Source organism: Microcoleus sp. K5-D4, from assembly GCF_036704575.1.
Classification (GTDB): Bacteria; Cyanobacteriota; Cyanobacteriia; order Cyanobacteriales; family Microcoleaceae; genus Microcoleus.
This window is the reverse complement of sequence record NZ_JAUBSD010000109.1, coordinates 1-21,379: the sequence shown is the minus strand read 5'-3', so window position 1 is coordinate 21,379 and position 21,379 is coordinate 1. Positions and strand designations below refer to the sequence as shown.

At 43.4% G+C, this 21,379-nt stretch carries 12 protein-coding genes, 1 other RNA gene, 2 pseudogenes and 1 CRISPR repeat array; of the genes and pseudogenes, 8 read left to right on the top strand and 7 right to left on the bottom strand.

The features are described 5' to 3' along the window. The 4 genes and pseudogenes from QUA77_RS25495 to QUA77_RS25480 form a co-directional block, all read left to right on the top strand. Positions 1-463, top strand: a pseudogene (locus QUA77_RS25495) (hypothetical protein); the annotation flags it as partial. Positions 464-540: 77 nt separating this feature from the next. Continuing rightward, complete coding sequence (locus QUA77_RS25490; RefSeq protein WP_333453292.1) at positions 541-2,901, top strand: FHA domain-containing protein; 2,361 nt, start codon at positions 541-543, stop codon at positions 2,899-2,901. Positions 2,902-2,959: 58 nt separating this feature from the next. Continuing rightward, on the top strand, positions 2,960-3,442 hold the full coding sequence (locus tag QUA77_RS25485; protein WP_333037195.1) for an SRPBCC family protein: 483 nt from the start codon (positions 2,960-2,962) through the stop codon (positions 3,440-3,442). A gap of 5 nt (positions 3,443-3,447) precedes the next feature. Further along, entirely contained in the window at positions 3,448-3,897 is a 450-nt protein-coding gene (locus QUA77_RS25480; RefSeq protein ID WP_333037196.1) for an EVE domain-containing protein, read from the top strand. 130 nt (positions 3,898-4,027) lie between these two features. Here QUA77_RS25480 and QUA77_RS25475 read toward each other — a convergent pair whose 3' ends face one another. The 4 genes and pseudogenes from QUA77_RS25475 to QUA77_RS25460 form a co-directional block, all read right to left on the bottom strand. After that, positions 4,028-4,183 carry a hypothetical protein gene (locus tag QUA77_RS25475; RefSeq protein WP_333453291.1) on the bottom strand — a complete coding sequence of 52 codons (156 nt, stop codon included), beginning with the start codon at positions 4,181-4,183 and terminating at the stop codon, positions 4,028-4,030. Positions 4,184-4,197: 14 nt separating this feature from the next. Then, positions 4,198-4,910: pseudogene (locus QUA77_RS25470) on the bottom strand (IS1 family transposase). Positions 4,911-5,481: 571 nt separating this feature from the next. Continuing rightward, a non-coding RNA gene (ssrS, locus tag QUA77_RS25465) (6S RNA) lies at positions 5,482-5,669 on the bottom strand. A gap of 50 nt (positions 5,670-5,719) precedes the next feature. Next, positions 5,720-6,982 carry a 5-(carboxyamino)imidazole ribonucleotide synthase gene (locus tag QUA77_RS25460; RefSeq protein WP_333453289.1) on the bottom strand — a complete coding sequence of 421 codons (1,263 nt, stop codon included), beginning with the start codon at positions 6,980-6,982 and terminating at the stop codon, positions 5,720-5,722. Between the two features lie 338 nt (positions 6,983-7,320). Between QUA77_RS25460 and purD the strand changes: the two genes are divergently transcribed. Beyond that, entirely contained in the window at positions 7,321-8,601 is a 1,281-nt protein-coding gene (purD, locus tag QUA77_RS25455; RefSeq protein WP_333453287.1) for a phosphoribosylamine--glycine ligase, read from the top strand. A 162-nt stretch (positions 8,602-8,763) separates the two neighbouring features. Further along, positions 8,764-10,929, top strand: coding sequence for an ATP-binding protein (locus QUA77_RS25450; protein ID WP_333037199.1), 2,166 nt, complete (start codon positions 8,764-8,766; stop codon positions 10,927-10,929). A gap of 120 nt (positions 10,930-11,049) precedes the next feature. On the opposite strand, the gene QUA77_RS25445 is transcribed toward QUA77_RS25450, so the two are convergent. Continuing rightward, entirely contained in the window at positions 11,050-12,405 is a 1,356-nt protein-coding gene (locus QUA77_RS25445; protein ID WP_333037200.1) for an O-antigen ligase family protein, read from the bottom strand. A 33-nt stretch (positions 12,406-12,438) separates the two neighbouring features. Here QUA77_RS25445 and QUA77_RS25440 point away from each other — a divergent pair, with 33 nt between their 5' ends. Both QUA77_RS25440 and QUA77_RS25435 read left to right on the top strand, forming a co-directional pair. After that, entirely contained in the window at positions 12,439-13,869 is a 1,431-nt protein-coding gene (locus QUA77_RS25440) for an SLBB domain-containing protein (protein ID WP_333037201.1), read from the top strand. Positions 13,870-13,894: 25 nt separating this feature from the next. Beyond that, positions 13,895-16,126, top strand: coding sequence for a polysaccharide biosynthesis tyrosine autokinase (locus QUA77_RS25435; RefSeq protein ID WP_333037202.1), 2,232 nt, complete (start codon positions 13,895-13,897; stop codon positions 16,124-16,126). Between the two features lie 246 nt (positions 16,127-16,372). Here the strand turns inward: QUA77_RS25435 and QUA77_RS25430 are convergent, their stop codons facing one another. Both QUA77_RS25430 and QUA77_RS25425 read right to left on the bottom strand, forming a co-directional pair. After that, positions 16,373-17,272, bottom strand: coding sequence for a S1 RNA-binding domain-containing protein (locus QUA77_RS25430; protein WP_333037203.1), 900 nt, complete (start codon positions 17,270-17,272; stop codon positions 16,373-16,375). Between the two features lie 99 nt (positions 17,273-17,371). Next, on the bottom strand, positions 17,372-18,118 hold the full coding sequence (locus tag QUA77_RS25425) for a dienelactone hydrolase family protein (RefSeq protein WP_006634158.1): 747 nt from the start codon (positions 18,116-18,118) through the stop codon (positions 17,372-17,374). Between the two features lie 1,084 nt (positions 18,119-19,202). Further along, positions 19,203-21,279: a CRISPR direct-repeat array (repeat unit 37 nt; unit sequence GCCGGAAAAAACCTAAAACCCTATCAGGGATTGAAAC). Between the last annotated feature and the right edge of the window lie 100 nt (positions 21,280-21,379).

Here is a 21,379-nt window from a genome sequence, read left to right as displayed (position 1 = left end):
TCTGGCTTTTCGCTCATCTGACTACATTACCATATTTTTCGGCTCTCTGCGGAACTATTTTTTACCTGAATCCTTACGAGAAACTTTTGGTGAGATTACTCAAAGAGTGCCGATTCCTGCTAGTTTAGATCCGAGTCGGGGACGGCGAGATGTGCGGGTGAAGGTACGGGATGTTGATGAACTGGCGTTTGGAACTGAGGAGATTGATTTGGGTTCTGTTGAGCAAATTGTGGACAGCGGACAGTTAAGGGCGATCGCTGCGGCAATGGTTTATGCTAAGCAGCAATACATGGACGGAAAACGTACTTTGTCGGAAATCATAGATTTGGTGATGGCGGATATTGAGGCGCAGGGGATGGATATTTTATCGCCTTTTCCTGAAGGGGATTTTGCCATGTTTCGACGGTTTGAATTGGCGGCGGCAATTAATCGGCTTCGCAGTTTGTCCGTTGTTGCCAAGTAGACTTGCTTAATATAAGTGTATTGTTGTCCTACTTTTGATATGCTGACCAAAGTGAGTGCAAAAACCGCGATTGAAGTATGACAGGCAATATAGGACAACTGACTGCTTTAAGCGATCGACCTTATATAGTATTAAGCAATCAAGGGCAGGTTTTACAGTTAGAGTTAAAACAGCAGCAGCACTTATTGGGGCGCGATCGCACTCGTGCTGATTTAGTCATTCCCGAACCCTGGCGCGCAGTTTCCGGCGTTCACGCTGTTTTGCGCCAAATTGGGGATAATTACTGGATTTACGACGGTGACGGCCAGCGGCCGAGCACTAATGGCTTATTTGTCGATCGCACTCGGATCACTCCCAATGACGGTTATTGTCTGACAAACGGCACCGAAATTAAAATCGGTCTCGATCCTCAAAATCAAGTTTTGCTGAGTTATTTTAATCCGCTGGCGAATCAGGTTGCTGTCCCTAGCAAGCAGTCAATTCTTCTTAAGAATCGGTCGGTTTTGTTGGGCCGCGATCCAAACGCTTCGCTGCAATTAGATGCGCCGCTGGTTTCTAGACGCCACGCCACAATCGACCAAGACAGCCGCGGCAATTATATTTTGCGAGACCACAGCGTTAACGGGGTTTTTGTTAACGGTCAGCGAGTTACCAATTCTATACAATTGTCCGAGGGAGATGCAATTCGGATCGGCCCGTTTACTCTAACTTACCGCAGCGGTGAGTTGGAGATGCAAGACTCCGGCCATCAAATTCGTTTGGATGCTGACACTCTGGTGATTCCCAAGCGTTTGGATAACATCACTTTGGCGATCGAACCGGGGCAGTTTGTGGCTTTAGTCGGCGGTAGCGGTGCGGGTAAATCTACTTTAATGCGGACGCTTTTAGGCATCGAAAAAACTACTAACGGCGCTGTGTTTCTCAACGGTGACAACCTGCGCCAAAATTTCAATATTTACCGCAATCAAATCGGTTACGTGCCTCAAGATGATATTGTACACGCAGATTTGACAGTAGAAGAAGTCTTGAGTTATGCAGCTAAATTGCGCTTACCTCCCGATACAGATGTCAAGCAGGTAGTCGCAAAAACTTTAGAAGATATTGAAATGACTCACCGCCGCAAGGCTTTGGTAAAACAGCTTAGCGGCGGACAGCGAAAGCGGGTCAGCATCGGAGTTGAACTGTTAGCAGATCCGAAACTTTTCTTTTTAGACGAACCGACTTCAGGACTCGATCCGGGTTTGGATAAGAAGATGATGCAACTGCTGCGAAAGTTGGCAAATCAAGGCCGGACGGTGATTCTGGTGACTCACGCGACGGCAAATATCACGATGTGCGATCGGATTGTGTTTATGGGTCGCGGCGGACGCCTTTGTTACTTCGGCCCGCCTAGGGAAGCGCTCGATTTTTTCGATGTCAAAACAGGCGATTTTGCAGACATTTACAACGAATTAGAAACAGGAGAAACCAACGTTCAAAGCTGGGCAGAAAAGTTTAATAAATCTCCCTACTATCAGCGCTATATTGTCAACCACTTCAGCAGAGGCCAGGCTAATGCAAAAATTCCTTGTGCACCTTCTGTACCAAAATCTCAATCTTTTGTCAAACAACTCCTTTTGCTTGCCCAGCGCTATTTTCAACTCGTTTCCCGCGACTTAGTTAACTTGATCTTAGCTCTTTTAACGGCTCCGATCGGCATTAGTTTACTGCGGCTAGCCGTCAGAGATAAAGACCCATTAATTGGCGCACCGGAGGCAACTTTAGCACCTTTAGCGCTCAGAGTTTTATTTGTATTTACCTGCGCGGCGATTTGGGTAGGACTGGCAACTTCTCTGCAAGAAATTGTCAAAGAATCTGCTATTTATCTGCGAGAACGTTTGGTGAATTTAGGATTGTTTGCTTATTTAGGTTCAAAATTTTTTATACTTTCTGGTTTGGCAGTATTTCAAACACTGTTAATGGTAGGAGTTATTGTGATTGCTTTTAAATCTCCCGAACCGAGTTTGATTTCCTGGGCTATGGGAGCAACTATTACCACATTCCTAACTTTGATGAGCTGCATAAGTCTCGGATTAGTCGTTTCCGCGATTGTTAAAAATAGCTCTCAAGCTAATAGCGCTTTGCCTCTATTATTGCTGCCTCAGATTATTTTTTCTGGAGTTTTGTTTAAGATGAAAGGTGCGGCGAGCACATTTTCTTGGCTGATGTTAAGCCGCTGGTCTGTGGGTGCTTACGGCTCTTTAGTTAATGTGAATGGGATGGTTCCCGCGCCTACTACATTACCGGACGGGAGTACGCTTCCTCAGCCGTTTGAGCCTACTCCTGTTTACGATCCAACCTGGGAGAATTTGAGTTTAAACTGGGGTATTTTGTGCGTGCATATTTTCGTTTATTTGATGTTGACTCTGTGGTTGCAGAAGCGGAAGGATATTTTATGATTAACATTCCGCGTTTTTAACTCACAGTTCATTATCCAATCAGATGGGGGAGGAATAAATGTTAGTTAAAACCCACGCATTAGTAGAAATTGCTGCATCGCCTGAAGTAGTCTTTGATTTTGTTACGTCGCTGTCAAATCTGCCCAAAGTCTTTCGCGGATATGGCCCAATTCCAGCAATTATTAAAGCTGAGATGGCAGATGGTGGAGAGATGCGTGAAGGCGGGGTACGGCGGATAGAAAATTCCGATACTTCGGTGATTGATGAAGAAATCATTACTTTCAAAAAGCCAGAAAGACAAACCTACCGACTGGTTAGAGGGTTTAAGTTTCCGATTTCTCTACTCATTGAGTCTGGTGGCGGAGATTGGAATTTCACTGCTACAGCCAAGGGAACTCGGATTGATTGGGAGTTTTATTTTATCCTAACTTCTCCGGTATTCTATCCGCTTGGGTTGTTGCTTGTTCGGGTTTTTATGCAAAAAGCTATGCAGCAGTGTTTAGATAATATTCAAGAATATTTGGCTAACCCAAGCGAATAGATTGTATGAATTATTGGCTAATGAAGTCGGAACCAGATGTTTATAGTATTGCGAATTTGAAGCACGATCGCACTTCCCTTTGGGATGGCGTTCGCAACTATCAAGCTCGCAATTTTATGAGAGAAATGAGTCTGGGAGATTTAGTATTTTTTTACCATTCTAATACTAAAATACCCGGAATTGTCGGCTTAGTGCGCGTCGTTGAAACAGGAATTGCTGACCCAACTCAGTTTGATATGAATAGCGAATATTATGATGCTAAATCGCAGTTTGGTGCACCTCGCTGGCAAACTGTGAGAGTTGAGTTTGTTGAGGAATTTGCTAAGTTAATATCTTTGGATGAACTGAAACAAAAGTTTAGTGCTGATGAGATTTTGGTGGTGAGGAAAGGCAATCGGTTATCGGTGATGCCGGTATCTGAAGTTGCTGCTGAGAAGATTTTGAAGATGAGATGAGTTTCTTACCCACTTTATACCGGGCGAATGTAATACTAATTTCTCAAAATAGAGTTACAGTTAGTATGTGTCATTGTTGTAATTTATTACCCAAATATCAGGAAGAATAATGTCAGTCTTGTGTCAAGATTCAAATTCGGGAAACAGCAGAAGAGGTGAGAGATATTCTGAGGAAAGAGAAAGATGTGACTCTCCACGAAAAACTCCAAGTTCTGTATTGGCTCAAAACCCAAACGGTAGAAACTGTATTGTCGGCTGCTGTGCGGTGGTAGTCCTGCATAGTCATGATAATTAAGGGTTTTATTTAATAAATAAATTGGCGTTATAGCTAGGAATAAAATACCAAATAGCTGTTTATATTATTGGAGAGTTTTTTAGAAAATGAAAGGGTTTTTCTTGCCAATCGAGATATTCTTTGTCTCATGGTATTATTAAATCTTTCTATATAGTTTGTCTGACCAGTATGCTTTCCTACTGCTCTCTGTCTTTTTTTTAGGAAAAACTATTTCCTCAGAAAGGACAAAAGTGTGTATAACTGACAGCAGATTGACGATAGACTGCAGGCATTAAATTCCCAAGTCATCGAGCACCATCTTTATCTCTTTTGCCAATGTATACTCCTACAATTTCTTTAGTCAAGACATCAATTGCTAGCCAAATCCACTGCTTATTACCCTTATTTCCTACCAATGAGCACATTTCATCGCCTTGAATTGTTAGCTTCCCCCTTTTTTTTTATTTCACTTCCACTTGTCTTTTGACGGCTCCTAATTTTTCATTAACATAGTATTGTAGCCACCTTTGTGAAACCCCCGTCGCCCTAACAATCCCAGCCAGAGATATCTTTTCTAATAAAGTCTATCTCTCAATTCTCTTGTTTCTTCCGAAATCTGCTGATGTCTGGGAGCCATGACAAATTGTCTGTCACAATCTCGACATTTAAAGTTTTGTTTACCAGTGTGAGTGTGACCATTTTTCACAATATATTGAGAATTGCACCTGGGACATTTTATAAGCTAAAAGTTAAGGCAGATTGAAGAAGTAAATTATAACAGGTACTCCTGACTATGCAGGACTACCCAACTACCATGATGCTTGACGTAATACTTGCTACGGGGCTTGATTTGGTCAATACCCAGCACTTCAAAAACTGGTTTACAAGTTGCTGCTACTGTATTTCATACACCTGAAATACGCTGTACCTTTTGGTCAGAGCTTGTCAGCCTGATTTGGCTCTTTTTCGTATAACGCAGTTTAAAATGATAGTTCACTGGCGTTCACTGTTGGAGGATTCTCCTTGCACGCTTACCGGTTTAGGCTAGCAGTTTCGGTTCCTTTCGTGGTCTGCATTCCATCTCGTTCATTGCTTACTTGAGGCGTGACCGGACTTCAAATGAAGTCTTTTACGTAGGAGTAGCGGGTGTGAATCCGCTAGGAAAGTGGTCTTTCCATACTAAACAACCTTATCAGGTCGCGCTCGACTAAACGAATCGCACCTAAACTCCAAGTATGAGTAAAAGCGTTTATCTCAAAAAAAAATAGGCTAGCTATATTTCACAGCGCCTATCTCAATCTAAATTTTAATGGCTCCCCGCAACGCCGTCTTACCTCAGCTTTTGACCTGGTATTTTACCAGGTGGGTACCGTTGGCTCGGACTTAAAGTTTCTGGGTACAAGCCCAGTTTACTGCTGTCCAAACATCTTGATTCCCGAGAGTTAAGAGTTATAGATCAAAAAAACATTATTGGCAGTCACCAACGTCGCAGTAGAACCTTTATTTAATATATACCAACTAACCAGATTTTGGCAAGCTTCGAGCAATTTAACTTGCATACCAGATAGATTCAACGGTTTGAGCGAGATCCTCTGCTGACGATCGCCCCTGAGCCACCAAGTCCGCGTCAAGCACAACTGTAACGTGACCGAGTTTGCGGCCGGGACGCGATTCTTTCTTACCATACCAATGTACAAAAGCACCGCTAATTTGTGCCAGTTGTTTTCTTTTTGCTAAATAATCGGACTCGGCAGACTCGTAGCCTAGCAAATTTACCATGACAGCGCCTGCACATTTCAGAGCCGAATTACCTAAAGGCAGTTGACAAACTGCGCGCAAATGCTGTTCAAATTGTGAAGTTTCGCAAGCATCGATGGTAAAATGTCCCGAGTTGTGGGTGCGGGGTGCAATTTCATTGACTAACAGCTTATTATCAGCGGTTAAAAATAATTCAATGCCGAATACGCCGACAGCTTCTAAGCTGTTGAGGAGAGTGCGGGCGATCGCACAAGCTTCAGTTTTCACATCTAAACTAATATCAGCGGGCGCAATCACCAGATGACAAACCTGATTTTGCTGCTGAGTTTCCACTATCGGATAAATCGCAATTTCGCCATTTGCCGATCGAGCTGCAATTACAGCCAACTCGCGATCAAATGGCACAAACTCTTCCACCAGCAAAGACTGACCTTGGAGTTTAGCACGAATTGACTCCAAACTCCCTCGATCATTCACAATAAAAGTACCTTGGCCGTCATAACCGTGGCGGCGAACTTTGACGACAAAGGGAAAGTCGCTCGATCCAACATCCGAGTCTCCTTCCATTTGCACGCTGTCGTAAACAGAAATTGCCGGAAAGTCGATCGCCACCTCCTTAAACAATTCTGGGGGCAAATCCGCGCTGCAATCCCATTCCCAAAACCTCGGAGTTGGCAAACCTAAACCTTGTAAATAACAGCGCTGAACGTACTTATCCAACAAAGGAGAAAGCGACGACAAACTCGGCTGAAATAACACACCTTGCTGTTCTAGCGGCCGCAAACCATCCAAATCCACAAACTCATTTTCAAAAGTAATAACATCGCAGCCAGCAGCCAATTGAGCCGTAGCCAAAACATCATCCACAGCCGCCAAAACAGCACCAGCAGCAACAGAAACTGCCGGGTCACTAGCATGGGGAGTTTGCACTACCAATTCAATACCCAGCGCACTAGCAGCATCCCCCATCATCGAAGCTAGCTGGCCGCCGCCGACAACGCCCACCCGCTTAAATTTGGCAGACGAACTCGCAGCGGTTTGATTTGATTTCATGTGAGTAAAATTCCCCAGAGTCAACCTGCCTATCTTATCGCTATTTGTCCCCGAATCAATTATAGTAATTGCAGAGTTCAAAGCCAGAAAAGAGTTTTAATTGCGTGATTAAATCGAGGCAGAACCCATAAAAATTGGGCAGCTAAAGTCTTTAATTATTGCACGCTCGCAGCCATTGAGAAACAGCCGTCGAACCCCACTTCTCCAGAAAAGTGCCACATCTAGCAATTCCCTAGCGCCAAGCATGGCATAATTGACAGCACTGCAAAAAGCAGATAGACAGATGCCAACACTGAAAATCAGACATTCAGGGAACAAAATTTATAGGTGAGGATACTGTGAAAGTTTTAGTTGTGGGAAACGGAGGTCGCGAACACGCGATCGCAAAAAAACTGCTAGAATCTACGCGGATTAAACAAGTATTCTGCGTACCGGGCAACGGCGGCACAGCTAGCACCCAAGGCTGTCAAAATCTGTCGCTCAACATCGACGACTTCCAAGGCATCGAACGCTTTGTGATGGTCAACAACATCGGATTAGTCATCGTCGGCCCCGAATTGCCCCTATCGCTAGGCATCGCCGACTATTTCCAACAGCGAAAAATGATGATTTTCGGTCCCACCAAAGCCGGCGCCCAAATTGAATCCAGCAAATCCTGGGCTAAAGAATTGATGCTCGAAGCAGGCATCCCCACACCCAAAGCGGCCGTATTTACAGACGCAGAAGCAGCAAAAGCATACGTTCTAGAACAAGGAACCCCAATAGTCATCAAAGCAGACGGACTCGCATCAGGCAAAGGAGTCACCGTTGCCACCACCGTCAAAATGGCTCACAGCGCCATCAACACCATTTTCCGAGGCGAATTCGGCACCGACAACATCCGAGTCGTCGTCGAAGAATTCTTAACAGGTCAAGAAGTCTCGATTCTCGCCCTCACCGACGGCATAACAGTGGAACCGTTGCTGCCGGCCCAGGACCACAAAGCTATCGGCGAAGGCGACAAGGGAGCCAACACCGGCGGTATGGGAGCCTACGCCCCAGCGCCCATCGTCACCCCGGAACTCATGGAAAGGATTCAGGAAGAAATTCTCGAACCCACCCTCGCAGCACTGCAAAAACGCAAAATCGACTACCGGGGTGTACTCTACGCAGGTTTAATGATTACCCCCGACGGAGAACCCAAAGTCTTAGAATTCAACTGCCGTTTCGGAGATCCCGAAACTCAAGCGGTTTTGTCGTTGCTGGAAACTCCTTTAGAAGATTTGGTGCTGGCCTGCTGTCAGCAGCGTCTCGGTGAATATTCTATTCGCTGGAAGTCGGGGGCCTCTGTTTGCGTAGTTTTGGCTTCTGGGGGCTATCCTGGAAGTTATCAAAAAGGCAAAGTTATTACAGGTATCGAGGAAGCTGAAGCCAAAGGAGCAGAAGTGTTTCACGCCGGCACTCAGTTGAAGCAGCAGCAGTTGGTGAGCGACGGCGGCCGGGTTTTGGGTGTCACCGCGACGGGAGAAACTTTGGAACAAGCTATCTCAAAAGCTTATGCAGCAGTTGATTGTATCCAATTTGAAGGGGTCTACTGCCGCCGGGACATCGGTCGCCGAGCTCTGGGCGATAAAAATTAGGAATTGTGACATCAGCCGCCATCCGAAAGCCAAGCAATCTCAATGTAGAAATGTAACAATGAAGTTTGGTATCTCTGCGGTGGCGGTAGCGGACAAGTCGCAGCAGAAAATTCGATCGCGAGCCAACTGAATTGATCTTGCTTTTAATATTGAACTGGTGAAATGCTGGCCATACTAAACAAAATCGGAGAAATTATTGCCCGCTGGTGGTCGGATTTTACCCTCCAGACCCGCCTGATGGCCGCTGCTACCCTCGTAGTGTCGTTAATTATGAGTGGCCTGACCTTCTGGGCCGTGAATACTATCCAGCAAGACGCCCGACTTAACGATACTCGTTACGGCCGAGACCTGGGCCTGCTGTTGGCAGCAAATGTGGCGCCGCTGATTGCCAAAAACGATCGCTCCGAAGTCGCCCGCTTTTCCCGCCAATTTTACAGCAGCACCTCCAGCGTCCGCTATATGCTTTACGCAGACGAAGCGGGAGATATTTTCCTGGGGATACCCTTTTCGGAATCCGAGGTGGAGACTTCCCTGACACTGCGCCGCCAGATCAAACTTCCCGATAATTTTCTCGCCGATATTGAGGCGAGAAATTTAACTTCTTTGCCTTTGGTGCGGCAGCATTTGACGCCGGATGGAGAAGTTACCGATGTATTTGTGCCGTTAATTCATGAAGACAAATATTTGGGAGTTTTGGCGATCGGCATTAACCCAAATCCGGCAGCAGTTATCTCTTCAAATCTTACTAGGGATGTCACTTTAGCAGTATTTGTCACAATTTGGGTGATGGTAATTTTGGGAGCTGTATTTAATGCCCTGACAATTACTCAGCCGATCAAACAATTAGTCTTTGGGGTCAAAAACATTGCCAGCGGTAATTTTAAGCAGCGAGTTGACCTGCCTTTAGGGGGAGAATTGGGCGAGTTGATCGGCAGTTTTAATGAAATGGCCCAGAAACTCGAAAGTTATGAAGAACAAAATATTGAAGAGCTGACAGCGGAAAAAGCTAAGTTAGAAACTTTGGTTTCAACGATTGCTGATGGCGCACTTTTATTAGACGCAAATTTGCAAGTGATTTTAGTTAATCCGACGGGGATGCGGATTTTTGGATGGGAAGGTAAAAACGCGATCGGAGTAAATGTTCTGAACATTTTGCCTTCGGAAGTGCAGCAGGAGTTGGGGAGACCGTTGCAGGAAATAGCTGCGGGCGATCGCGAAGGCGGCGAATTTCGCATCTCGATGAGCGAACCTGTTAACCGTACAATTCGGATTGTTTTAACTACAGTCATTCTGCACAAAGCGCCCGGTGCCGAACCGCTGTGCAAAAGCTGCATCCGCCATGAGGAAGATACCTGTACCGAGCCACAACGCCCGGTAGCTGTAGAGTGTACTTTCTACGAGCAAACCTCCAAGCATCAAGGTTCTGGAAATTACCGAGAAAGTCTCAAAGGCATTGCAATGACAGTGCAGGACATTACTCGCGAAGTAGAACTCAATGAGGCTAAAAGCAATTTTATCAGCAATGTTTCTCACGAATTGAGAACACCTTTATTTAATATCAAATCTTTTATCGAGACTCTCCACGAGTACGGAGAAGACCTTCTAGAAAGTGAGCGCAGGGAATTCCTAGAAATTGCCAATCGAGAAACGGATCGACTAACTCGTTTAGTTAACGACGTATTAGACTTGTCCCGACTGGAATCCTGCCGAGTTTATCACTTGGAAGCTGTTGACCTCCCGCAAGCTGTGGAACAAACCCTGCGGACTTATCAGTTAAATGCTAAGGATAAAGGCATTGAATTAGAGCAAGAAGTTGACCCGTATTTGCCGCCTGCTTTAGGTCATTACGATTTGCTGCTGCAAGTATTTGCAAATTTAGTAGGAAATGCCTTAAAATTTACTCAGTCCGGCGGCAAGGTAGCCATTCGAGCGTATTTGCTAGAGTCGGAGGCGTCCACCCACAAAGACGGTCAATCCGTCAACCAAAACTTGTCACCGGATGCCAAACATTTTCCGGTAGTGCGGATCGAAATTTCTGATACTGGAATTGGCATAGATCCCGAAGACCAACAAGCTATCTTCGAGCGCTTTTTCCGGGTAGAAAACCGAGTACACACTTTAGAAGGAACTGGATTAGGTCTTTCTATTGTCAGAAACATTATTGACAAGCACCACACTAAAATTAATTTAGTTAGCGAAGTTAATGTCGGTACGACTTTCTGGTTCGACTTGGCAGTTTATCAGCCGAAACAAACAGTAGAGATGGAAAATTCTTGGCCAGTGGCAGCAACGGTGGAGAGTGAAACAATTCCGAGTCATATTAAGTGAGCTCACTTAATTAAACGTAAAATGCGATCGGTGTTAAAGCCCCGACTTCTTAAAGAAGTCGGGGCTAGGCCTATTCTGTTTAAAGATTCTCCTAATACGCCTGACCAAATACTGACCTCATCAGTGTGGATTCTCCTTAGCTGTCCTATCTAAGCTCAATTTTACCGATAAAACTACATACCAAGACCAATAAGTACCAACCCCCAATAGTCCCGACTCTGTCAAATTGGTCATTAGAATAAATGTTAATAAATACAAAGGCAAACCCGACTCTGGAAAACTTCCTTTAACTAGGTACTTTATACCTCTAAATATATTATTAAAAAATGACCCAATAAACAACAATAGTCCGGCCCAACCCAGTTCGCAAAGTATATCAATAAAACCATTGTGAGAGTGGGGTGGCACAAAACCAGTTTTAGCTACTACAATTCCGTAAGCGGGATTTTCCGATCTACGCCACCACTGCCAAAATCCTTTTATTCCATAACCAAATATGGGATTATTTTGATTAATTCGCTCAATAATTAAAGGCCAAAACTCGGTTCTACCGGTTAAAGTCATATCTTTTTTCAAACCATCCACAATAATAGCCTCTAAATTATTTAATACCAAAATACTTATACCTACACTACCGACCAAAAATAAGATAAAGCAGAGAAAAGCCCATTTTACAGGTAATTTTTTTAAGAGGGCTAAATAACTCCACAAACTGATTAATACCACTGTCAAAATCCGACTAGCACCACTACAACCTTTTTGCAATCCTACTAAAGCTATTAAAATTATAAATAATGATAAATATCGATACTTGCGATCCTTAAAAGCATATAAAATCCATAAAGAAGCTGTATTAGCCATTTGAAAAGAAAAAGGGTTTTTATGACCTAAAACTCCTGTCCAACAACCGTCCGGCGCTGCATTGGTTTTCACAAGTAACCACAAAGCTAATAAACCAGTTAGCCATCTCAATAATCCATAAATTTCTAACCAACTATACACTTTACCTACATAAATAGAAACCAGTGTTATTCCCCAAATAGCACCAATAGCCCTAAATGTAATTTCAGGGGTTTGTGACCACAAGCCAGATAAAGTCATAATTAACAAAAACAAACCTAAAAAAATGTCTCCTGCTATCCACTTAATGCACATAGAAACAGTTTTTTGGGTAGTTTTAGTTAAACGGGGAAATAGCATTAATATCATACCCCCATAAATGGCAATTTGAGCAATCATCGTTGGGGGTGTAGTTTCTACGTTGTAGAAAACGTTAGGATGGAGTTTGGTAAAGGGCATGGCTATGATACCAGATCCACCAGTTATGGTAAAAAAAAGTATCCCCACAAAAATCTTTTCTAATGTGGCACCCAATTTGGGATGGCGTGCAGCTAAAATATAAATAGTCACAAAGACGATCAGCGTTAAACACAATAGCATCAACGCAAACATCGGCACCCTTAAAATATCATTCATGGCTTTACCTCTATCATAAATTTGTTACTACCTATGAAATGGCTTACTCTACGTGCTTTACAACTGCCACTGCTGGCGTTGGTAGTCACTCTCTCCTACCCTCAAACCAACCTCGCTCAGTCGCCAGCCCCCGCAATAAGTATTAATACTGACTACTATCTAGGTGGTGGAGACAATATTAGAATTGATATCTATGATCTGCCCCAGCTTAGTGGGGAGTATCAAATTCCCGCTGGGGGAGCTATTCAAATCCCCATTATTGGTAGTATTTCCCTTCAAGGATTAACTTTAGAACAGGCCGCCCAAGTTATCACTAGAGCTTATGGCCAGGTTGTGAAAAAACCTTTAGTTACAATCAGCTTACAAGCTGCCCGCCCGCTTAATATTTGGTTATCAGGTGAAATAAGTCGTCCTGGCTCCTACTTATTGCCCCTAGCTAATGGAGGTGGAACTAGACCATCTATTCAGTTTCCCACGCTTCCTCAAGCTTTAGAAAAAGCTGGGGGTATTCGAGCTAGCGCTGATATTCGACGAGTAATTGTGCGGCGTCGGCTCACGGCTAACAAAGAAATAACTATCACTTATAATCTGTGGGATTATTTACAAACTGGTCAGACCAGCCAAGATATCACGTTGCGAGATGGAGATCAAATCTTGGTTCCTCCTCAAGAAACAATTAATTTAGCAGAAACAAATCAACTTAGTGAATCTAATTTTTCTATCCCCGCAGAGCAACCCCGTACTGTCTCAGTATTCGGAGAGGTGAAGCGTCCCGGTAGATATGTAGCGATTGGTGGTGATACCCAAAATGGTCAAAGAAGCAACGGACAGCCGACAATTATTCGTGCTCTACAACTAGCTGGTGGAATCACATCAATCGCTGATATTCGCCAAATCCAACTCCAACGTTATACTAGAAGTGGGAAACAACAAGTTAGAACTATTAACCTCTGGCAATATTTGCAAGAACAAGATACCTCTCAAGATACTATTCTACAAGAAGGGGATATCATCTTTGTGCCGACAGCGACCGCGATCGACCCCGGAGAAGTTTCGGTTCTAGCTACTGCTAGCTTTGCTCCAGGGACTGTGCAAGTGAGTGTTATCGGAGAAGTCAATACTCCGGGTGGACTCAAATTACCTCCTAATACTACCTTAAATCAAGCAATTATGAGTGCGGGGGGTTTCAGACCAAATCGCGCTAACTCTAGATATGTGGAACTGATCAGGCTGAATCCTAATGGCACTATATCCCGCTCGGAAGTATCAATTAATTTGAATCAAGGAATTGACGCTCAAAGCAACCCACTGATTCAAGATAATGACATAATTATAGTGGCACGTTCGAGGACTGCTATCTTTGTAGACAACATTAACACTGTTCTCTCACCAGTTAGTAATATTATTGGTGGAATTCTCGTTCCCACCCGACTGATAGAGCTACTCAGACTATTCGGAAATTAGGAATTAAATAACATACATTTTTGCTATGGATAAAAAACTGTTGTCTTCCCTCAAGAATGACCTTAATGGTCAATATTTATCTGTTCCCTCCGCTAATTACCTAGCTAGTACCCCAGCAGAGGATGACCAAGTTCTTGATATGAATTGGGTACTAGCTGTCGTCAAACGTCGCCTTCTGGTGATGGGCATAGTAGCGGCCAGCATAGCTACTTTAAGCGGTAGTTTCGTACTCAGGGCTGCCAAAAACTCTATTAGTGAGTATGAAGGAAAATTTACAGTTTTAGCCGAACCCATTACGGCTGAGGATCGGCTATCAAAGCTCTTTGTTCAAGCTCAAAATAACAGTTTAGGCATCACCGACTTGAACAAAATTAAATCATCAGCAGAAGAAGGTTCTTCGGTGGATTATCAAAGTTTATCGCGGGTTTTAAAAAGCCCAGAAGTGTTACTACCATTAGTTAATAAGTTGCAAAAAAAATATCCAAAGTTTGACTATAAAACTCTCAGTAGTCGCTTGGTCATCCAACGTGTTACTTTCTTGCGAGATGGGAAGCAGGGTGGTACTAAACTCCTAGATATTAGCTATCGCGATCGAGACCCCAAGCGCATCCAATATGTCCTGGATGAAACTGCCAAATATTACCTAGAATATATGGATAAAGAGCGTTTAAGAGTTAACAAACAAAGTATTGACTTTATCGCTCGACAAATGCCACCACTCCAGCAGAAAGTTGATAAATTGCAACAAGAATTACAAATGTTAAGAGTTCAGTATAACTTTAATCAACCAGAAGTACGCAGCCGCAGCCTATCAGATCAGCTAGATAATTTAACTAATCGTCGCCTCGAAGTGCAAGTACAACTAGCAGAAAGTAGGCACCAATATGAAAGCTACAATAAAAGAGCTTTAACAGGCGATTATCGTTGGATTGTTGATATTAGCCCCAAGTCTTATGAAAATTTAATTAGCAAAGTAAATGAAATAGAGTCGCAATTAGCTTTAAGCTCTACTCAATTTTATGAAAATAGTCTTCCCATTCAATCTTTGCGGGAAAAGCAGCAAAGTTTGCACGATTTAATGAAAAAAGAAGCTGAGTCTGTCATTTTTCAGATGAAAACACAACTCGAACAGTTGGAAGCTCGCGAGCGATTGATAACTAATAGCCAAAATTTACTGCAAGCAAAAATCACTCAAATGCCTCAAGCTCAACTTCGCTATGATGACATACAATTAAAACTAGAATTAGCTAAAGAGAATCTCAAACTGTTCATCGAAAAACAAAAAACTTTGCAACTAGATGCTGGTCAAATAGATGGCTCTTGGCAAATTATATCTAAACCACAATTAGTCACAAACGAAAAAGGTGATCTCTACCCAGTAACAGAAAAACCAACCCGTCGCCATCTAGCGATCGCGCTCGTTATTAGCACTTTACTAGGCATTGCTATAGGTTTCCTAGTAGAAGTTTTAAATACTGTTTTCCATACTCCCGAAGAAATTAAATCAGCAACTAAGCGCCCTCTTTTGGGAGTCATTCCGATCGCCAAAGCGATGAAAATTAAATCTCGTAGAGGTGAAAGGGTTCCCGCTCAATTCAGTAGCGTAAGTTCAAATACTAACAGTGCAAGCTTAAAACGAATAATAGTTTCCAATTACAAAGATTTTCCTGTGGTCGAGGCATTTCACTACTTATACACCAATATTCAATTATTAAATGCGGAACACCCAATAACTTCTTTAACCATCACTTCTACCATTAAAGGTGAGGGTAAGTCAACTGTAGCACTTTATTTAGCTAAAACTGCTTCTGCTGTTGGTAAACGGGTATTATTAGTGGATGCTAATATGCGTGTGCCTCAACTGCACACATACCTTGGCTTATCAAATATGAAAGGTTTAAGTAATGTTTTAAGTTCTGATTTAAGCTTAAATGAGGCTATTCAGCGATTACCAGATGATGACAATCTTTTTGTCCTTACAGCAGGTACTATTCCCTCTGATCCAATTAAATTACTTTCTTCGAGAAAGATGCACTATTTAATGGAACAATTCCTAGCCTTATTTGATTTAGTCATTTACGATACGCCGCCTTTGATTGGTTTAGCAGACGGCCATTTACTAGCTTCTCAAACGGATGGTACAGTGCTGATAGTTAAAATAGAAAAAACCGATCGCGGTCTGGTAAACAAAGCTTTAGATCAACTAAATGTAGCCGATTTTAAAGTATTGGGAGTAGTAGCTAATGGGGTTAAATAACTAACGCTAAAATGAAGTTAGATAGCCAAAGGAAGAAGTAAGACTATTTGTTTTTTTGTTGGCGAGAGGTATTAAAATCCTGGATAGGGGTTTGCAGTTAGCCTATAGTGGGGTTATTTTTGGAAACTGGTAGAAGAAGCCGATGTAAAATGCAAAATAAGTAAATCAACCTAATTAAACCTAAAACCATCGCACTCTTACCACCCCGACTTCTTTAAGAAGTCGAGGTGGCAATTAGATCAAGACTTAAGAAAGAGTCTTTCTAGCACGTTCCGATCGCTCTTCTGCGGTATCCATAACATCCGCCATTTTATCCACCATTTCCCCGGGATAATTTTCCAGTACCCGAGTAGAAAGAGAAATCCTGCCACGACCTTGATCGAGGTCAAGCACGATCGCTTTTAGGGGTTGACCGGGAGTAAAGACCTTTCCAAGGTTATCAATATATTTTTGGCTAACTTGCTTGATGTGCAGCAAACCGCTAACTCCTTCCAAGTCTACAAACACACCAAAAGGCTTGATGCTGCTGACTTTTCCTTCCACCAACTGACCGATTTGCAACTGATTGAAGGCATTTGATTGAGTGGCCATCCGCTGGGAAAGTACGAGTTTTTCTCGTTCGCGATCGACCTCCAAAAAATTAACGCTCAAAGATTGACCGATCAGCGATTCTAGGTTATCGCGTTCCACTAAGTGCGATCGAGGAATAAAACCGCGCATTCCCTGAACATCTACAGTCACGCCGCCCTTATTTGCCCCAGAAACCCGCACCTGAAGAACTTTACCGGTTTCCTGCAATTCAATTAAATCTTCCCAAGCTTGCTGAATTTGTAACTGCCGCAGAGACAAGGTAACTTGGCCATCTGCATCTTGTTCGCGGATAATCAAAAAGTCCCGTTCCTCGTCCAGCGGAACCACTTCCGACAAATCCGTTACTGTTCTCAAAGCAGCCTCTTCGATCGGCAAAAAAGCCGAAGACTTGCCGCCGATATCAACATACGCGCCGTTTGAGTCGTACTCGAACACTTTGCCGCGCACTACTTGTCCCTTCTGGAACTCGTAATTGTGCTGTTCGAGGGCTTTAGCAAAATCATCCATTGAAAAGGATGCTTTTGCGCTTTGAGAACCTGTAGATTTGGAATTCATGTCAGTTTAGTTGTCAGTTGTCAGTAATTTAGTTGGCAGTCGTCAGTAGAAAAAATTTTCCCACTCTCCCCATCTCCCTATCTCCCCATCTCCCACTCTCTAAGCTGGTTGAAGTTGCTGATGAAATAGCTGCTTCACCTGCACCCACGAGTCGGCTGCTGCCGTAGCGTCGTAACTGCCGCGGTGGTCGCAGAAGAAGCCGTGATCGGCATTGTAGCGGAAAATTTGGTGAGAAATACTGTGTTTTTGCAATTCTGCGGCGATTTGGTCAACTTGTTCTAAGGGAATGCTGGGGTCTTGAGTGCCAAAAAAGGCGTAGAGAGTGCCTTTAATGTCTGCTGTGCGGGCGATCGTCGGGGTTCCGCCCCCGGGGGTTTGGGTGGCGATACCGGCGCCGTAGAACGACGCTGTAGCCTTGATTTCGGGCAAAGTAGCGGCGAGGTAGGCGACGTGTCCTCCAAAGCAGAAACCAATGCAGCCAAAACCTTCTGGTTTGACAGAGGGTAGAGTTTTGAGGTAATCGATGGTGGCTTGGATATCGCCCAGAAGTTCGGAAGCTGTGGTTTTTTCTTTGTATTCTCTGCCGATTTGGATGGCTTCGGGTGTGTAGCCGGTTTCAAAGCCGGGGGCTTGACGCTGGTAAATGGCTGGGGCGATCGCCACATATCCTTCTTTTGCTATTCTTTCAGTAACTTCGCGGATGTGCGAGTTGACGCCAAAGATTTCTTGAATTACGATAACTGCGGGAAATTGCCCTGGGGAGGCTGGCTGGGCTAGGTATGCAGCTATTTGCAAATCCCCGTTAGGAACTGTGATGTTTTTGGTGCTAATTTCGGCTTTTGTCATAGAGAGTTTTAAGGTAAATGCCACTCTACTGATTTTAAGTTAATTTGGGGATTTTTTAGGCAATTCGCTAATAATCTTTTTCGGAACCGCGAAGCGCAAATCCCGCAAATATTGCAGGTGAAAATTCGCTATTTATTGAAAGTTTAGGTTTTTCTGAATAAGTCGGTGTCGATCGCTCCTAGCAATTAATTGGGATAAAATATCGGTTAAATATAAATTTTTGTCGGTGATTTGCTCAAATATAGATTTTGATAAGCCTATGGTTGAGAACATTTTAGCTGGCTAGTTCGTGAGATTTTTAAGATAAGTGTCTAACTAGATTGGCTGTTAAATATGAGCTAATTTTTTTTACTATATCGGAGTAGTTTTTAAATCCCTTTGCTTTTTGGTGGGCGGAATCGTTGTGTTTTTTTTACTAATTTTAAGTAGTCTTTTAGGGCTATATTGCGGTAGGTTGTTGGTTTTTCCTTGAGCTTCCCTTTATGGGCAGTGGATGTAGTACAGTGTGTTTGAGTGTGCTCAATTGAGTGAGACTGAGTATGGTAAGTTACGATCGCCACGCCGAACAAAGTCATCGAACCAGTTGAGGAGATTGATGGAGGCTAGGACTCAAGTCTAAGTTACGATCGCCACGCCGAACAAAGTCATCGAACCAGTTGAGGAGATTGATGGAGGCTAGGACTCAAATCTAAGTTACGATCGCCACGCCGAACAAAGTCATCTAACCCAAGGAAGACTGTATTTTGTTTTTTCCGCTGTGCGCTTGCTGTCAGACTAAGATCGAAGGTATTGGTGGCGTAGAGCCCGTTGAACGCACAATATTTTTTGCTGAGTTTGCGTCAATGGGTAGCTGTTAAAATCGGAGTATCAAATTTATCGGCTCAAACTCATGTGCAGCAAGAGTTTGATGCCCCTCGTGTGAAAAAAAGATTGACGGAAAGTCTGAAAGATTTACAGGATAAGGTTTTGGAGTGAGTATGGAAACTCGGGTATTGACAAGCCGAAGGCTGGAATGGTACTTTTCTTTTAGATCGACGCAACTGCACCTTGAAAACCAAATACACCCTGGCTTCTGGAACGGGCAGCCGGAAAAAACCTAAAACCCTATCAGGGATTGAAACTCGAGCAAAGCTTTAGAAAAATCACCATCATTGCGCCGGAAAAAACCTAAAACCCTATCAGGGATTGAAACTTGCTATCAGTTGGCAAAAAAATAGCGGCCAAATTTGCCGGAAAAAACCTAAAACCCTATCAGGGATTGAAACGACTTGTATCATCTCAAACACACACCAAGTATATAGCCGGAAAAAACCTAAAACCCTATCAGGGATTGAAACAAAAAACAGCTTGCCGAACAATTACCCCTACTTCGCGCCGGAAAAAACCTAAAACCCTATCAGGGATTGAAACCAGCTAGCTGAGAACGCCGACCACGAGCTTCGAGAACGCCGGAAAAAACCTAAAACCCTATCAGGGATTGAAACGGATAGTCACAAGGCCTACGGCCTTGGAACATCTACAGCCGGAAAAAACCTAAAACCCTATCAGGGATTGAAACGCAACTGTGGCTATTTCTGCGGGTGTTGTTGTTGGCCGGAAAAAACCTAAAACCCTATCAGGGATTGAAAGCCGACGAACCAGCAGAACACATCGGAGAATTTGTGCCGGAAAAAACCTAAAACCCTATCAGGGATTGAAACCATATACAGAAGTGGTAGCAGCGAAGGAAGCGGGCAGGCCGGAAAAAACCTAAAACCCTATCAGGGATTGAAACTAATTGCTGCAAGGAGTTAGGGCATGGTAGTGAAAATAGCCGGAAAAAACCTAAAACCCTATCAGGGATTGAAACTTTCACTAAAGAGGAAGCTGACGCCCTGAAGGCGCCGGAAAAAACCTAAAACCCTATCAGGGATTGAAACCTAAATTTTTTGATTAATTCCTCAAGCTGCTTTTTGGCCGGAAAAAACCTAAAACCCTATCAGGGATTGAAACAACTGATTTAATCATACAATCAAGAAAAATATTGAGCCGGAAAAAACCTAAAACCCTATCAGGGATTGAAACGAAAGTGTAGGGGCAATAGCGGTATGATGAGACATATCAAGCCGGAAAAAACCTAAAACCCTATCAGGGATTGAAACCGGTGCTGCCTGTGCTGCCAAAAAGCACATCAAGCCGGAAAAAACCTAAAACCCTATCAGGGATTGAAACAAGAGTATACATCATAAGAGTTACAGATGACAGATTGCCGGAAAAAACCTAAAACCCTATCAGGGATTGAAACCAGGATAGAGCCGTAATACGATTCAGCTTCACTGTGCCGGAAAAAACCTAAAACCCTATCAGGGATTGAAACTAGCTCTTTCTCGCTGTGCAGCGGCTCGCGTTGCAGCGCCGGAAAAAACCTAAAACCCTATCAGGGATTGAAACTCACCGTTACTTTAAGTTGTGGGTATCTCGGACTGCGTTTGCCGGAAAAAACCTAAAACCCTATCAGGGATTGAAACTCACTTTCATTATCGTGTGCTAGGGATTTTTGAATGCCGGAAAAAACCTAAAACCCTATCAGGGATTGAAACGCATCACCGCTAATAATTTCAGCGATATTTGCTTGCCGGAAAAAACCTAAAACCCTATCAGGGATTGAAACAAGTGGTGAATTATTGACAAAATAACACAGTGTTAATGTGTTGCCGGAAAAAACCTAAAACCCTATCAGGGATTGAAACAATGTATCCAAAGAAGGTATGCGGAAACTGATCCGGCCGGAAAAAACCTAAAACCCTATCAGGGATTGAAACGATATCTGACCTCTCTTGAGAGCCGATTACGTCGAGAGCCGGAAAAAACCTAAAACCCTATCAGGGATTGAAACTTGCTTAAATCCAGAGAAACAAATTTGGGAAATTTGGCCGGAAAAAACCTAAAACCCTATCAGGGATTGAAACGATTTCATCGAACCAAGCTATGTAGAACTTGTCACGCCGGAAAAAACCTAAAACCCTATCAGGGATTGAAACAAAGACACCCTGATGATTAACGACAGACAAACCCGCCGGAAAAAACCTAAAACCCTATCAGGGATTGAAACAGGCGATGATGGAAAGCCTAAAAGCATGGCTGCGCCGGAAAAAACCTAAAACCCTATCAGGGATTGAAACTTGTAGATGTAACATAGCTATCTTAAGCTGCTACGCAGCTAAACCGGATAAAATAGCATTGCCTTTATTTTTGATTTTTCGCTCCCATTTAATAACCATT